Source organism: Psychrobacter sp. ANT206 (assembly GCF_056880555.1).
In genome coordinates this window covers 1,373,126-1,387,163 of the sequence record NZ_CP096271.1, presented here as the reverse complement: position 1 = coordinate 1,387,163, position 14,038 = coordinate 1,373,126, and the positions used below count along the sequence as shown (strand labels likewise).

The 14,038-nt window shown below is 40.6% G+C and carries 14 protein-coding genes; 8 read left to right on the top strand and 6 right to left on the bottom strand.

Annotated features, from left to right (window positions below):
* Nucleotides 1–217 precede the first annotated feature (217 nt).
* Together M0221_RS05845 and M0221_RS05840 are read left to right on the top strand one after the other, a co-directional pair.
* On the top strand, nucleotides 218–1,783 hold the full coding sequence (locus tag M0221_RS05845; protein ID WP_483284667.1) for a glycosyltransferase family 2 protein: 1,566 nt from the start codon (nucleotides 218–220) through the stop codon (nucleotides 1,781–1,783).
* Nucleotides 1,784–2,557, top strand: a complete 774-nt coding sequence (locus M0221_RS05840) for a glycosyltransferase family 25 protein (protein WP_339663647.1) — start codon at nucleotides 1,784–1,786, stop codon at nucleotides 2,555–2,557.
* Nucleotides 2,558–2,566: 9 nt separating this feature from the next.
* Here M0221_RS05840 and M0221_RS05835 read toward each other — a convergent pair whose 3' ends face one another.
* The 4 genes from M0221_RS05835 to glnE form a co-directional block, all read right to left on the bottom strand.
* Nucleotides 2,567–3,547 (bottom strand): glycosyltransferase family 4 protein, encoded by a 981-nt coding sequence (locus tag M0221_RS05835; protein ID WP_020443378.1) that lies wholly within the window; start codon nucleotides 3,545–3,547, stop codon nucleotides 2,567–2,569.
* Between the two features lie 19 nt (nucleotides 3,548–3,566).
* Nucleotides 3,567–4,565 carry a glycosyltransferase family 4 protein gene (locus M0221_RS05830; RefSeq protein ID WP_483284666.1) on the bottom strand — a complete coding sequence of 333 codons (999 nt, stop codon included), beginning with the start codon at nucleotides 4,563–4,565 and terminating at the stop codon, nucleotides 3,567–3,569.
* 174 nt (nucleotides 4,566–4,739) lie between these two features.
* Nucleotides 4,740–5,669 carry a branched-chain amino acid transaminase gene (locus tag M0221_RS05825; RefSeq protein WP_011513510.1) on the bottom strand — a complete coding sequence of 310 codons (930 nt, stop codon included), beginning with the start codon at nucleotides 5,667–5,669 and terminating at the stop codon, nucleotides 4,740–4,742.
* A 273-nt stretch (nucleotides 5,670–5,942) separates the two neighbouring features.
* Entirely contained in the window at nucleotides 5,943–8,789 is a 2,847-nt protein-coding gene (glnE, locus tag M0221_RS05820; protein ID WP_483284665.1) for a bifunctional [glutamate--ammonia ligase]-adenylyl-L-tyrosine phosphorylase/[glutamate--ammonia-ligase] adenylyltransferase, read from the bottom strand.
* A gap of 421 nt (nucleotides 8,790–9,210) precedes the next feature.
* Here glnE and tusD point away from each other — a divergent pair, with 421 nt between their 5' ends.
* The 4 genes from tusD (at nucleotide 9,211) to M0221_RS05800 (ending at nucleotide 10,753) form a co-directional block, all read left to right on the top strand.
* Complete coding sequence (gene tusD, locus M0221_RS05815) at nucleotides 9,211–9,642, top strand: sulfurtransferase complex subunit TusD (RefSeq protein ID WP_483284664.1); 432 nt, start codon at nucleotides 9,211–9,213, stop codon at nucleotides 9,640–9,642.
* A 20-nt stretch (nucleotides 9,643–9,662) separates the two neighbouring features.
* Nucleotides 9,663–9,986, top strand: a complete 324-nt coding sequence (locus M0221_RS05810; protein ID WP_483284663.1) for a hypothetical protein — start codon at nucleotides 9,663–9,665, stop codon at nucleotides 9,984–9,986.
* A gap of 75 nt (nucleotides 9,987–10,061) precedes the next feature.
* Nucleotides 10,062–10,400 (top strand): hypothetical protein, encoded by a 339-nt coding sequence (locus M0221_RS05805; protein ID WP_483284662.1) that lies wholly within the window; start codon nucleotides 10,062–10,064, stop codon nucleotides 10,398–10,400.
* On the top strand, nucleotides 10,397–10,753 hold the full coding sequence (locus tag M0221_RS05800) for a TusE/DsrC/DsvC family sulfur relay protein (protein WP_483284661.1): 357 nt from the start codon (nucleotides 10,397–10,399) through the stop codon (nucleotides 10,751–10,753). The genes M0221_RS05805 and M0221_RS05800 overlap by 4 nt, the downstream gene beginning before the upstream one ends.
* Before the next feature lie 65 nt (nucleotides 10,754–10,818).
* Here the strand turns inward: M0221_RS05800 and M0221_RS05795 are convergent, their stop codons facing one another.
* A complete protein-coding gene (locus tag M0221_RS05795) occupies nucleotides 10,819–11,382 on the bottom strand; it encodes a tRNA (cytidine(34)-2'-O)-methyltransferase (protein WP_483284660.1) in 564 nt (187 codons plus the stop codon).
* A gap of 259 nt (nucleotides 11,383–11,641) precedes the next feature.
* On the opposite strand from M0221_RS05795, the gene M0221_RS05790 reads away from it, so the two are divergent.
* The gene (locus M0221_RS05790; RefSeq protein ID WP_011280495.1) at nucleotides 11,642–11,782 is read left to right on the top strand and encodes an entericidin A/B family lipoprotein; all 141 of its coding nucleotides are present in this window, start codon (nucleotides 11,642–11,644) and stop codon (nucleotides 11,780–11,782) included.
* Nucleotides 11,783–11,878: 96 nt separating this feature from the next.
* On the opposite strand, the gene hemW is transcribed toward M0221_RS05790, so the two are convergent.
* Nucleotides 11,879–13,204, bottom strand: a complete 1,326-nt coding sequence (gene hemW, locus M0221_RS05785) for a radical SAM family heme chaperone HemW (protein ID WP_483284659.1) — start codon at nucleotides 13,202–13,204, stop codon at nucleotides 11,879–11,881.
* A gap of 229 nt (nucleotides 13,205–13,433) precedes the next feature.
* Between hemW and M0221_RS05780 the strand changes: the two genes are divergently transcribed.
* Nucleotides 13,434–13,931, top strand: coding sequence for an EVE domain-containing protein (locus M0221_RS05780; RefSeq protein ID WP_483284658.1), 498 nt, complete (start codon nucleotides 13,434–13,436; stop codon nucleotides 13,929–13,931).
* Nucleotides 13,932–14,038: the final 107 nt, after the last annotated feature.

The window sequence follows — 14,038 nt, the reverse complement described above, 5'->3', positions numbered from 1 at the left end:
GTATGCTAGTCTCCTCTATTTTTATATTACGAACAAGCATCTATTAAAACATTTTTTTATTCATTCGCTAATACATTTGTTATTGTCTAATTAAACTGTAGGCTACCATTTTTTAGGGTATTAGCCCTTATTTTGATGCAAATCTAAATCACTATCTACAGGAGCATATGGTGTGAATCATGTAAAAAATATTAGGTCATACCGCTTATCAGTAGTAATGATAGTTAAAAATGAAGCCAAAAACCTTGCTATTACCTTACCTTCTCTGCAAGGATTGGCTGATGAAATCATCGTATTAGACTCAGGCAGCACCGATAATAGCCGTCAGCTCGTAGAGCAATATGGCGGAACATGGTATGTCAATACAGATTGGCAAGGATTTGGCAAACAACGTCAATTGGCACAGTCATATGCGACCGGTGATTGGATTTTTGCATTAGATGCTGATGAAGAAGTTACTCCTCAGCTTAAAGAAAGTATACTAAAGATCATCACACAAAAACCTGATAATACAGTCTATGGTATTAAGCGTATTGATTGTATTTTTGGGCACGAAATTGACCCTAGCTATTGGGCAATAAAAGCACACTGGCGTTTATATCCCTGTCACTTTTATTATAATGAAAATCTAGTCCATGAATCTGTCGTCTTACATAATGCTATTACTAAGACATTAGATGGGTTTATGCGCCATCATACAGCCGAAACGCCACTATTTTGGCTACAAAAACGTTTAGATTATGCTAAGGCGTGGGCTGAGGATCGCCATAAAAAAGGTAGAAAAATTAGCTTTTATAAAGTTATTTTCAATCCAATTTGGGCATTTATTAAGCAGTACCTAATAGATGGACGCTTCTTAAAAGGCAAATACGGACTCATATATTCGCTGCTATTTATGCAGTATACCTTTAATAAATACGCTATTTTATATGACCTAACATACAATAAAACAGAGCAAGCATTTATAAAATCGTTGGAAATAGCTGAAAACTTACAGCCAGTAGACGTATCGAAAAAACAAAGCAGCTTGTCTTTAGTAATGATTGTAAAAAATGAAGGCAAGCATTTACAAGAATGTTTAAAAACGGTACAAGATATTGTAGATGAAATCATTATTTTGGATTCTGGTAGCACAGATGATACTAAAGCCATTGCCCTACAGTATGGTGCTAAATGGTACGTCAATGAGCAGTGGCAAGGCTTCGGAAGACAGCGACAGTTGGCACAATCTTATGCTACTTGTGATTATGTCTTAGTACTAGATGCAGACGAACGTCTAGAGAATAATTTAAGACACTCTATTGCTAGGTTGTTAAATGAGCCGCTACAGACTGATAGAGTATTTAGTGTGGCTCGAGTCAATCAGTTTTGCGGCGTCGAAGTACAGAAACGAATATGGTATACAGATAAACTGGCACGATTATATGCCAATAGCTTATTTAAATACTCTAATTTAGACGTTCATGAATCGTTAGATCAAAAAGGCGTTCCAAGTGAGGTATTGAAAGGTTATCTATTGCATATTACCAATGATAATTTACACCATTTTTTGATGAAAAATGTGCGCTACAGTCATGATTGGGCAAGAGAAAAACATCATAAAGGTAAAAAGGTAACGCTTTTAGGCATGGTATTACGTTCTTGGTTTTCTTTCTTTCGTGAATACATCATGCGTGCTGACATATTAGGCGGGGCTTATGGCTATATTTTGGCTTTCGCCTCATTAGGCTACACAATGGATAAATATATAATGCTTTGGCAGCTTAACCAAGGAAAAGATTGAATGCAGAACCATGTCATCAGCTTAACAACCGCGACTGATCGTCGTCAGCACATCATTCAAGAATTTACAAAGCAAAACATCCCTTTTAAATTCTATGATGCGATAACAGTCTCTCAATTGACGGAAGTGTCTAAAGCATTAGGTTTACGCTTGGCAGAAAGTGAGCGTTTATCACCTATAGAAAAAGCTTGTTTTTTGAGCCATGTTTGCTTATGGCAAAAAATAATAGACGACAATCTCGAATATATGTCAATATTTGAGGACGATATATACTTAGGAGAAAATGCTAATAATTTTCTCACTGATGATCAATGGGTATTAGATAACTTAATTGACATGGATATTATCAAATTAGAAACAGCATTAGAGAAAACACATTGTAGTGAAAAAGAAATTAATTATGGAGAGAGATGTTTTTTAAAGTTAGAAAACTGGCATACCGGAGCAGCGGCTTATATTATTTCAAATAAAGGCGCAAAAACACTACTTCATCAGATCAGATCTCTCAATGAAAACGACTACGTGCCAATAGACGAAATGATTTTTGATAAATTCTTACCTCGAATATCAGTCTACCAAATCTCTCCTGCTTTAAGCATACAATCAACTTTCTTAGAAGCAGATAATCCTACTTTAGCAAGCGATTTGGAAGCTGGACGCATAGAGCATAGAAAAATCAGATCGAAAGATCCACGAGACCTAAAACATTATTTCAAAAAGATTAAACGTAGTATCGGTAAACGTATGTTTTACACTATCGTCCCTTTCGACTAATTCACTAAATCAGTCTCTCATTTTTAATCTTTCTTTAATATTTGCTTTGGCTCTTGGTTTAGTTGCATTAAGTACTTCGCCTGCAAGCACTTTTTCATAGCATTCCATATAGCCTTTTGCCATGGCAACATGACTAAAATACGTCTGCGCATGATGATGACAAGCACGTCTATCAAATCTATCAATATTTTTAGTCGCCTCAACAAGCTCGGCATAACTGTCAGATAAAACACCAACATCCTCTTGCGTGATGATATCTGGTAGAGACCCAAAAGGTGTTGCCAGTACAGGACAACCCAGATATAGGCTTTCAATGACTGCCAATCCAAAAGGCTCATGCCATAACACGGGAAAGAGCAATCCTTTGGAGTGACGGAGTAACTGATTTTTTTGCTCACCACCAACCATTCCATGGAAGGTCAGTTTTGAGGACGTATAAAAATAAGGGTTCCGACGGATGTTAAAACGATCGCCGCCTAATACATGTAGCGGAATATCCGCTTGCTGCGCTATTTTCACAGTTCCTTGCAGGTTCTTAATTCGCCAAGAAGCTTTTGCTAAAAAATGGACATAGTTTTTAGGATTAAAGTCTGGCTCGCCATAATCATTCCAATACAAACCATTGTGCACATAGCAATTGGCATTATAGTTTTCCGCATGCTTCTTTGATAAATAGATCGTATTGACAGGGTATTCTTGTTCAATCTCGCTGTTACTGTGTTCAGTACACACAAATGGAGTATCGATATCATTATCATAGCGAAAATGAAAGTGAATGATATCTGCCCACCCTTCTATTTGCTTTTCTAAAGGCAGTTGCTCATCAAAATAGACCGCATCTTTATGTGAGCTTTTGTGCTTGGTTAAAAACCTGACTTCATGCCCTAGTGATTTTTGTCCTTGATACAATCCCCATAACACTCGTTCAGTACCACCATAATCTTTGGGTGGAATACTTAACTGAGTCAAAAGTACATGTAATATTTTCATCATTTAACCTTTTAATCTTTTAATCTTTTAAGACAAAATCATATGGGAGATTTTGAGTCACCTCAGGTGCTGTCTCATGTAAAGCATGACCATTTAAGACTTTTTCATAAAAATATAAGTAGTTCTTACTCATCACAAGGTGATTGAATGTGTCTCGTGCATAATCATGACAGCGCTGACGACTAAATTGTCCAATATTTCTTAGAGTATCTATCATCACACTTTTACTATCGGTACTAACACCGACATCTTGATTGATGAGCTCTGGTAGAGAACCACATCGACTACCAATAACAGGGCAGCCTAAATATAGGCTTTCAATCATAGCTAAGCCAAAAGCTTCATTTGTTAGTACAGGAAAAATCAACGCTTGCGAGTTGCGAATAACCTGATTCTTCTTGTCACCGCCAATCATGCCATAAAACTTAAGATCATTACCCGGATAAATATAAGGTTGATATTTTCCGTCTTTACGCCATTTTAAGCAGTAACGTTTACTACCAATAACATGCAATTTTTTATTTGCTTGTCTTGCAATATCCACACTGTCTTTTAAATTTTTGTCTTTATATTTTGCATTCGCTAAAAAATGTACATAGTTTTCTGGCTGCTTTATATTAGGTTGCTCATAATCCTCCCAGTATAAGCCATTATAAACATACGCTTCTCCCCCACTACGTTCGGCATGTAATTTCCCCAGAAATATAGTATTTTTAGGAAATATAGCAGGGGTAATCTGTTGGTTATGCGTTGTACAAACAAAAGGGGTTTTTAATGTCCCTTGAAATAAGAAATGGAAATGAATAACATCGGCCCAGCCTTCTACTTGATCTTCAATTCCCTGAGCAGGATTGTATAAAATTGAATCAGGATGTTGGTTCTGATGCTTGGTCATAAACTTAACGTCATGCCCCAACTCTTTTTGCCCTTTATATAATGCCCAAACAACACGTTCAGTGCCTCCATATTTTAAAGGCGGTATAGGCATCCTAGTAAGCAGAACATGAAGGATTTTCACAGCTACCTCGATATAATGTGCATTCAAACCAGATTAGTAAAATACTTTAAAAAGCAGTTATTGTAGACTATTTATGAATATAGTTATTTAATAGCTCTACTTAAAAAGAATCATTTAATCATAAAAAAGCTGGACAGTGACGTCCAGCTTTTTTAAAAAAATAAAGTAACACAATCAGTCAATAAAACTTAACCAATCCATATACTGCTCATTACGACCATGGACCACATCAAAGTACAAGGTTTGCAGCTTTTCAGTCAAGGGTCCGCGACCACCATTACCGATAGTACGATCATCGTATTCACGAATAGGCGTGACTTCAGCAGCGGTACCAGTCATAAATATTTCATCCGCTAAGTAAAACTCATCACGAGTGATACGACGCTCAACAACTTTAATGCCCAAATCTTCAGCGAATTGGACAATAGTTCGACGCGTGATACCGTCAAGTGCCCCGCCTGCTAAATCAGGGGTATGCAATACACCATCTTTAACTAAAAATAAGTTCTCGCCAGCGCCTTGGCAGACATAGCCTTGTGGATCCATCAAGATGGCTTCGTCATAGCCGTTACGGGTCACTTCTTGGTTTGCCATGATAGATACAGGATAGTTACTTGAGGCTTTTGCTTTACACATGGTCACGTTTGGCAAATGATGGGTATATGATGACGTTTTTACACGAATACCGTTTTTGATACCTTCTTCACCAAGGTACGCACCCCAATGCCAAGCGGCTACCATGGCATTGACGCTATTATCACGTGACGATAGACCCAGTTTTTCGGCACCGAACCAAATCAGCGGGCGAATATAAGCTTCTGCTAGATTGTTCTGCTTGACCACATCTTTGTGTGCTTGCTCAAGTGTTGCTGCATCAAAAGGCACATCCATTTGGAAAATCTTTGCCGAACCTAGCAGACGCTCAGTATGTTCTTTTAAGCGGAAAATCGCGGTACGGTTATCAGCAGTTTGATAAGCACGGACGCCTTCAAAGACTGCGATACCATAATGCATACTGTGCGTAAGCACATGAATTTTGGCATCTGGCTGTTCAATCATCGTGCCATTCATCCAAAGCTTGCCTTCCTTTGTTGCCATATTCATCTAATAATCCTTATGCTAGCGCTAACGTCTAACTTTTTTTGTTGAGTGTTAAGTAAATGTTTTAATTAAAATTTTATAGTGACACTGAGTGTCTGTTTTAATGCACGAATATCATGTGCAAATTTAATGCGCAAATGATTATATCACCAGCACGCCAAGCAAATGAAATATTTTAGTTCATTACTGCAGTGCCTTTATTTATATGGCGTTAAATATCAGTGCCAAGACTGTCTTAACACTGTCCTTTCATTCAGCACAGCCGTTTTAATACCGCTATTCTGTCGATTCTACACCCATCAAATGCTGCCACTGCGCCTGTACGAGTGCACGGGTTTCAGTCCAAAGCGACTCATCGACCAGTAATGACTGCTCGGATAGTGCCAATTGATGCGTTGCAGCCCTTATGCGCAAATAAGCACCCGTCAAATCTTGACAGATCTCACGCTCCCAAATACCTAGTGTCGCCATCTCTTCAAAGATACGGACGTTATCGCTCCATTTGGTCAAGGTTGGATGCTCATGCGAATAGGCCAGTACGGCAAATTGTGCCAAAAACTCGATATCAATGACACCGCCTGCATCTTGTTTAAGATGAAACTTACCCGCTTGCTGTTGCCATTGGCTCGTACCCAGATGCTTTTGCATTTTGATACGCATACTTGTCACTTCGATACGTACTTCCTCAATTGTGCGTGGTAATGCTAAGACCGTACGGCGAATATCACAAAAACGGGCTGTGACGCGTTTATCACCGCAGATTGCACGCGCCCGTACCAGCGCTTGATGCTCCCATGACCAAGCTTTCTCAAGCTGATAGGTTTCAAACGCATGACAAGACACCACCATCATGCCAGCATTGCCGGAGGGACGCAGGCGCATATCCACCTCATAAGCACGGCCATCACGGGTTTGAGTATTAAGATAGGTCATGAGCTTTTGCGCCAAGCGTGCCGCAAACTTCATGCCACTGACCGAATTTTCACCCGTGGTCATACCCTGCTCTTTTATTTTATGCAAAAACACCAAATCTAAATCTGATGAATAAGACAACTCAAGACCACCAAGCTTACCGTAGCCTATAATCGCAAAGCCGCAATCCGCTTCGGTGACCGGATCGCCATCTTGGCCAATAGGATAACCATAACGTTTCACAATTTCAGCAAAAGCACGCTCAAGCGCCGCTTCTAATACCACTTCAGCAATATAAGTTAAAGAATCCGACACCTTCATGATTGGACGTTCAGCCAACACATCACTGGCGGCAACCGCTAATACTTGATTCTTTTTAAATAATCGTAATACGCTAAGCAGCTTTTCTTCGTCATTAGGCTCTACTCTCAATAACTGCTGACGCAAGATATCACGCAGCTCAAGCTTGTCTGGTAAATGCCGATAGCGTTGCTGTAAAAATGTATCTAATAACACTGGATACTGTGCCAGCTCTTTGGCAATCCAAGGGCTAGCAGACAGCATCGGAATCAACTCAACCGTGGCGTTTGGGTTCTCTGCAATCATGACTAAGTAGATAGAACGACGACAAATCGCTTCCAGCAAGGCAATCAAGCGCGGCAATGCAGTATTCGCCAATTGCTGCTGATCTTGATGAGCAAGTAGCGCATGTACAATGACTGGATACGCTCCGTCCAAGCGTTCACGAGCCTCATCGCTTAAATTGGCAACCATTTTTGACTGCCAAAAATTCTGCAATTGAATATGATTCTCTTCCGTCAACACGTCATTTAAACGAGCCACTTGTTCATCCAAGTTAGCAGGTTCTAGCTCATCATCGTGATCCGGTACTTGCCTTTCAGTAACCATACGCTCAAACGGCACATTGACATGATATCGATGATAATTAAGCGTATTTAATAATGAAGCCCAGTCTTCAAACCCAAGCGTGAGCGCAAGATTGTGCTGCCAATGCACATCATGAGGAAGACGCTGGGTTTGCTGGTCATTGATTGCTTGAATACCGTGCTCAAGCCGGCGTAAAAACCGATAAGCACTCTGCAGTTCCTGATAAGTGGTTTCTTCTAAATACTTAAGCTCATACAGCGCCTGCATTGCCTTCAAACAAGATTTGACCTGTAGCTGCGGATGCCGTCCGCCATAAATCAACTGGAAAGCTTGAACGATAAACTCAATATCTCGAATACCACCAGCACCGAGTTTGATATTGTCCAAATCTTCACGCTGGGCGACTTGATTTTGGATCAGAGACTTCATCTCTCGTAATGCCGAAAAAGCACTATAATCGACGTAATACCGAAAGACAAACGGTTTAATAAGTGCTTGAATGTCGTCATAGAATGGTCGCTCTATGTGTCCAACCACACGGGCTTTTAACCAAGCAAATCGTTCCCATGCCCGCCCATGCTGAGAAAAGTACTTTTGCAACGCCGATAGATGAATCGCTAAATCACTACCATCGCCCCATGGGCGCAGGCGCATATCTACCCGAAACACAAAACCATCTGCTGTATTGTTATCGAGCAGCTTAATAATACCTTGACCAAGGCGCGTCATAAAGCGCTTGTTATCGATACTGCGTGTGCCTTTGGTTTTATCCCCATCAGTTTCACCGCGCGCTTGATGGATAAAAATCAGATCAATGTCACTTGATAAATTCAGCTCATGAGCGCCAAGCTTGCCCATTGCCATAATAGCCATATCATCAACTTGCGCATTGCCTTTCTCATTAATAAAGGTAGGCTGACCATATTGAGTCACCAACTGCTGATAGGTATAGTTTTTCGCAAATAAAATACACCCATCAGCGAATTCGGACAACTCGTCGGTCAATTGCTCAAGTTCAATCACTGCCAACGCGTCTTGCCATACCCAACGCATCATCAGTAGCATACGCAAATTGCGTAAACCACTCATCACTTTGGTTTCATGACCAAGCTGATAATTTTCGTCCAATGTATAATCTTGTATCAGGTCATCAATCTGTTGGCGCGTTAAGGTCGTGTCTAAAGGATAACTGCGTAAAAACGTCTGGCAGGCGCCCGTGCGACTTTGCCAAATTTGATAAGCAAACTCACTGGCAGTTTGCAATACTTGTAGCTGTTCTGATGTGGGCTGATAGCCGTTACCATTTGGAGTGGTAGATAGCATAATGATGTTACCTCATTGCAGCATAGAGCCATAAGCCTACGTGAACTGGGCGAATAAGTTTATTGTTTTTTCTTACGGAACGGTCACAACTACTATAGATCAGTGAAACACCATGCTTTTATAGTAACATAAATAAAGTAATGCGCTGCCAAGAGCAAGCATATAGCGAATTCAGTATTAAAGCGCTACAGTAGGACTGGGATGAATTTTACGCAGCCTCTGTCGGCGTAGGCACAGCACGCCAGAAAAATTTATACCAGTACTACGTTGGAACATAACGTATCTGTTTTATTTAGAATTGACTATACTTGCAAAAAATGAAAAAGCGCTGAATGATGATACAATATACAGTCACAAGGTCTCAGTCCTTTTTCAATACTCATTTATTCAATGCTTATTAATACTATGTGATACCGCCATTATGACACTCTCAACGCCTCTACTTTTGATTACCGCTGACCCAAGCCATCCACTTGCCTATCTGGCATTACGCTATGCGCGCGCTTATCTACAAAACGCCTCTTTAGCCGATAATGCGCCTAATAGCGCGGATCATGAAAACTCTGTATTAAACATCTTCTTTTATGCAGATGCAGCACATACTGCCAATCGTCTAAGGTGGCAATCCGCCGATCAATCAAATATTACCCAAGAGTGGCAGGCACTTGCTGAGCAATATAATCTTGTGCTGCCGGTGTGCGTCAGTACGGCACTTAGCCGCGGTATCAGTGATACGGACAATAGCGCGCGCCATCAGTTAGAGACAGAGAACCTAGCGACAGGTTTTAAACTCGTAGGTCTAAGTGAGCTTGCGATGATGATGCAAGGCGACTGCCGATTACTACAATTCTAATAAAAAATTAGGAACACCCCATGAAACTCCTCATTCGATTGCATACGCCCACTGAGATGGCAAGCTATGAAGGCTGTGCGCTGGCTTTGACATTAGCGACTTTTGGACATGATGTGCAGCTGTATTTGGATGCACCCGTTTTTGGATTTTTAATGCAGCCAAACTCACGCTTGCAAGGTATGATTCAAGCGCTTGAGCTTTATGACATGCCGCCCGCGTGGCTACCTGACGATGTTTTTAGTGGCTGGATAGCTGGCATGCTACCGACGGACTTGGCAACGCAGTTAGTCTTGATTCCAGAAGAAGTAAATTTACAAATATTTGAGCAAATTCTCACTTTTTAATCTTAAAGCTATAAATAGCAAAGCTGATGTAAAATTTTATTGTTTCAAACCTATAGCAAGCAATCGGACACGAGTATGGCAACTTTATATCAATTACATAGCAGTATGGATACGCTCAGACGCACTACGGAACAAATGGCGTTGTCATGGCAGGCGGGCGATAGCATCCTTTTATTGGGTACAACCGTAGCATTTATAGATTGGTTCAATGCGTATTTGGGCGATATCGAGAATATGGAAATAGAAACCATTGCTGGTATTTACGCGCTTGCCGACGATGTGACACAGTTGCATGAAAACACCGCAGCGAAGCTTAATCTAGCGGCAAAGCTCACTGGTATTTTAAGCGCTGCCGAATGGGTAGCAATGACCCAAGAAAGCCGCTTTGATAAAGTAGTGACGATTGCCTTATGAGTATGTCTACTAACTCGTCTACATCCTCTCTGAGCTCAATCAACGTGGCATTAGACCAAGATGGACATTTATGTGACCACACTATCTGGACGCCCGATATTGCACAGCAGCTAGCTAATACCTTGGATATCGTCTTAGATACTGAGCGCTTGGCAGTGTTACAGCAAGTACGAGCTTTTTTTGTGAAATTTAATCACGCACCTGCCACGCGCCCACTAATAAAATGGCTGCAGCAGACTTTACCTGATGATGACATCAGCAATCAAAAGTTACAGCAGCTGTTCAATACCGGCTTGGTCGCCCGCCATGTCAATCGCCTTGCTGGGCTGCCCAAACCGCCTAATTGCTTATAAATGACCATAAAAAAGGCAGATAAATTATTTTCTTTATCTGCCTTTTTTAATTTTAATAATAAAAATTACTCTTTAGGGTCGTAGACGGTGAGTGTCTCATAGCCGATACTACGACCTTCATCACCGCCAAATCCTTGTTGTCGCCATACCTCATATAAACATATTGCCACGCTGTTCGACAGATTCAAACTGCGCGAATCTGCTAGCATCGGCAGTCGTAGCCAGTTATCAGCGCCAATATCTTCACGTATATCATCTGTCAGTCCCGCTGTTTCTGAGCCAAAAACCATGGCCACATTATTTCCAGAAAACTTCCTGCCTGACTCTGCAGTTGCTTGTCCACCAAAGTCATAATCATAAAAAGGCTTACTTAACTTGGTAGTCAACGCCGTAATGGTATGACAGTCAGCATCTTGCAGTGCTTGCTTTGCTATTGACCAATTGTCGTGTACTTGTAGATGGGCATACTCATGATAATCCAATCCTGCACGGCGCAGTTTTTTATCATCCAGCTCAAACCCTAATGGTTTGACCAAATGCAGCTGCGCCCCACTATTGGCACACAGACGAATGATGTTGCCCGTATTACTGGGCATTTTTGGCGCTACCAGCACGATATGAATGGTCATACTCTCTCCGTCATTAGCATTGGTTATTTTTCTGACTTATATGGCAAAGGTAATTAAAAGTTACAGTTTACTGCCAATAATTACATTTTGATACTGGGCACGTATTTTAACTTTGATTATGATGGCTGTAACGGACAAAGGGATAATATAAAAACATTGTCATCGTCTGTTATCATCTTGCAGTGCAACTTATGATCAACATCAGGTTTCACTGTTACTACACTACTTATCTGTATCTGTCTTTTTTGAGGAATATACCATGAAAAAATTAGTTATCGCATCTTTGGCTGCTATGTTTGTATTAACTGGTTGTAACACTTTTAAAGGTCTAGGCCAAGACGTATCAAGCGCTGGTAGTGCTGTAAGTGGTACTGCACAAGAAGTACAAAACAAAATCTAAGCTTTAAATACTTAGGTTGTTTAAAGGGCTTATCATCTATGTGATAAGCCCTTTTTTATGAAGCTTAAGTTCTGAACATTTAACAAGCATACTTCGCTATAAAAATGCTCTTAAGATTTGATTGAGATACCTTTTACCAAGTTCTGTCGGTTGTAACTGTTCCGGATGATCCATTAATAGACCTTGCTCGATTAATGTAGCAACTTGTATGGCAATGCTGTCATAACTTAGCCCCGTACGTGCTTCAAATAACGACCATGCTACGCCACCATGCAAACGTAAGGCATTAAGCATAAACTCACTAACCAACTCCTCTTCATCAATCGCTTGCCAGCCAACCATTTTTGGCGCTGATATTGATGCCCCCTCTTGGACATGAGCTTCTTCATATTCCATATAACTTTTTGGCATACGGGATTTACTAAAGCGATAGATACCTGCTTGGTTGGTTTCATTATCAATAGTCCAGAAATCAGTCGCCATCTCATTGCCGATATCTTGTCCGATAATATCTTGTCCAATAGTGACTTTTCCATGAGCACCCGCCCCGATTGCCAAATAGTCACCAAACTGCCAGTAATTGACGTTATGTTGACAAGGCTTATCCCCTGCCCCAGACCATGCTGATACCTCATAATTGCAATAGCCTAAATTCTGTAATAATATCTGACCAGATTCTTCTATATCTGCCAAGCGATCCTCATTGGGTAAAATTGGCTGACTGCGATAGAATACGGTATTTGGCTCAATGGTCAGCTGATACCATGAGATATGGGTCGCACCAGCATCGTGTGCCATTTGAATATCGTCTAACGCCTCGCTCATGGTTTGCTCTGGCAGTCCATGCATCAAATCCACGTTTACGCGCTCAAATCCAGCTTCTCGAGCCGCTTTAATTGCAGATAGCGCTTGAGTAGGATCATGAATACGTCCAAGCGTGGTTAGTTGTTCAGCAGAAAAGCTCTGCACACCTATCGATAGGCGATTAATACCCACCTCTAAATACTCAGCAAATGGCGCATGCTCAAGGGTACCTGGATTTGCCTCCATGGTGATTTCGATGTCGCTAGAAAATTGATAATATTTCCGTAAACCATCAAACAAGCGCTGGTATTGAGCAATGGGCAACAACGACGGCGTACCACCGCCGATAAATATGGAGCTAATCTCACGTCCTTGGGTCAATATCTGCTGCATCGCAGCATCTTGCAATAATGCATCTACATATTCATCATACATGGACAGCTGACTATCAACTGGTAGCTCATGTGAATTAAAATCACAGTATGGGCATTTTTTGACACACCACGGGATATGGATGTATAACGCCAATGGAATGTCTGTCACTTCTACTGTATTCGAATGACCATCATGAAAAGGCTTTGCTTGCTGAAACAGTTGATTAGGTTTGATATTTGACATAAGCAGACTTATCTATAAATAGGTAACTGCCATCAGTAGCAGAAAATACCGCTAGGATAACGGCTAAGCACAGTAAAAAAAAGCCTAACTTCAAGAAAATTCTATCGATAACAAAACCAATGACAAAGGCTCATGTTAAATATTCTTAGTTATAGGCAAAATAACTAAGAATCACCATTATTATATAAAATAATTATAAATAACCAACTATATAAAAAGGATAAAAACCATGGCATATTGGCTTATAAAATCTAATCCAAGCTGTTTTAGTATAAAAGACTTAGAAGGTGCAGGAACAGAGATGTGGGATGGCGTGCGTAACTACCGAGCCCGCAATTTTATGCGTGATGATATGCAATTAGGTGACAAGGCGTTTTTTTACCACTCTAGTGCTAAACCCTCTGGCGTTGCTGGTATCGTGACTATTAGTCAAGCTGGCTATCCTGATATTACTCAATTTCATCCTGAACACCGGCATTACGACCCGAAAGCCACCGCAGAGAATCCGCGATGGTATATGGTGGATGTGACTTTCAATCAAGCTTTTAATGATATATTACCACTGTCAGAGCTAAAGTTTCTGCCCGCGCTCGAGGACTCATTATTACTGAGAAAAGGCTGTGAGCAATTGACCATCATACCGCTTGAGCCTAAACACTGGTATGCAATTATGGATATTGCAGGAAATCTTAATTTACTGTCAGAAGATACTGACTCTATTGAATGAATAATTCTGGCTTATAAGCACCAAAATTGATGTTTAATTCTTCTATTAGAGGCTTAATACACCTATAAATACGACCCTTATCAAACCTTTCTAAAATATTTACATTA

Bases quoted from the DNA above. Each gene is read 5' to 3' on its own strand.
- M0221_RS05800 (WP_483284661.1), top strand. From the start codon at position 10,397: ATGAGTATGTCTACTAACTCGTCTACATCCTCTCTGAGCTCAATCAAC.
- M0221_RS05805 (WP_483284662.1), top strand. From the start codon at position 10,062: ATGGCAACTTTATATCAATTACATAGCAGTATGGATACGCTCAGACGC.
- M0221_RS05845 (WP_483284667.1), top strand. From the start codon at position 218: ATGATAGTTAAAAATGAAGCCAAAAACCTTGCTATTACCTTACCTTCT.
- M0221_RS05795 (WP_483284660.1), bottom strand. From the start codon at position 11,382: ATGACCATTCATATCGTGCTGGTAGCGCCAAAAATGCCCAGTAATACG.
- M0221_RS05825 (WP_011513510.1), bottom strand. From the start codon at position 5,669: ATGAATATGGCAACAAAGGAAGGCAAGCTTTGGATGAATGGCACGATG.
- M0221_RS05810 (WP_483284663.1), top strand. From the start codon at position 9,663: ATGAAACTCCTCATTCGATTGCATACGCCCACTGAGATGGCAAGCTAT.
- hemW (WP_483284659.1), bottom strand. From the start codon at position 13,204: ATGTCAAATATCAAACCTAATCAACTGTTTCAGCAAGCAAAGCCTTTT.
- M0221_RS05835 (WP_020443378.1), bottom strand. From the start codon at position 3,547: ATGAAAATATTACATGTACTTTTGACTCAGTTAAGTATTCCACCCAAA.
- M0221_RS05790 (WP_011280495.1), top strand. From the start codon at position 11,642: ATGAAAAAATTAGTTATCGCATCTTTGGCTGCTATGTTTGTATTAACT.
- tusD (WP_483284664.1), top strand. From the start codon at position 9,211: ATGACACTCTCAACGCCTCTACTTTTGATTACCGCTGACCCAAGCCAT.
- M0221_RS05840 (WP_339663647.1), top strand. From the start codon at position 1,784: ATGCAGAACCATGTCATCAGCTTAACAACCGCGACTGATCGTCGTCAG.
- M0221_RS05780 (WP_483284658.1), top strand. From the start codon at position 13,434: ATGGCATATTGGCTTATAAAATCTAATCCAAGCTGTTTTAGTATAAAA.
- glnE (WP_483284665.1), bottom strand. From the start codon at position 8,789: ATGCTATCTACCACTCCAAATGGTAACGGCTATCAGCCCACATCAGAA.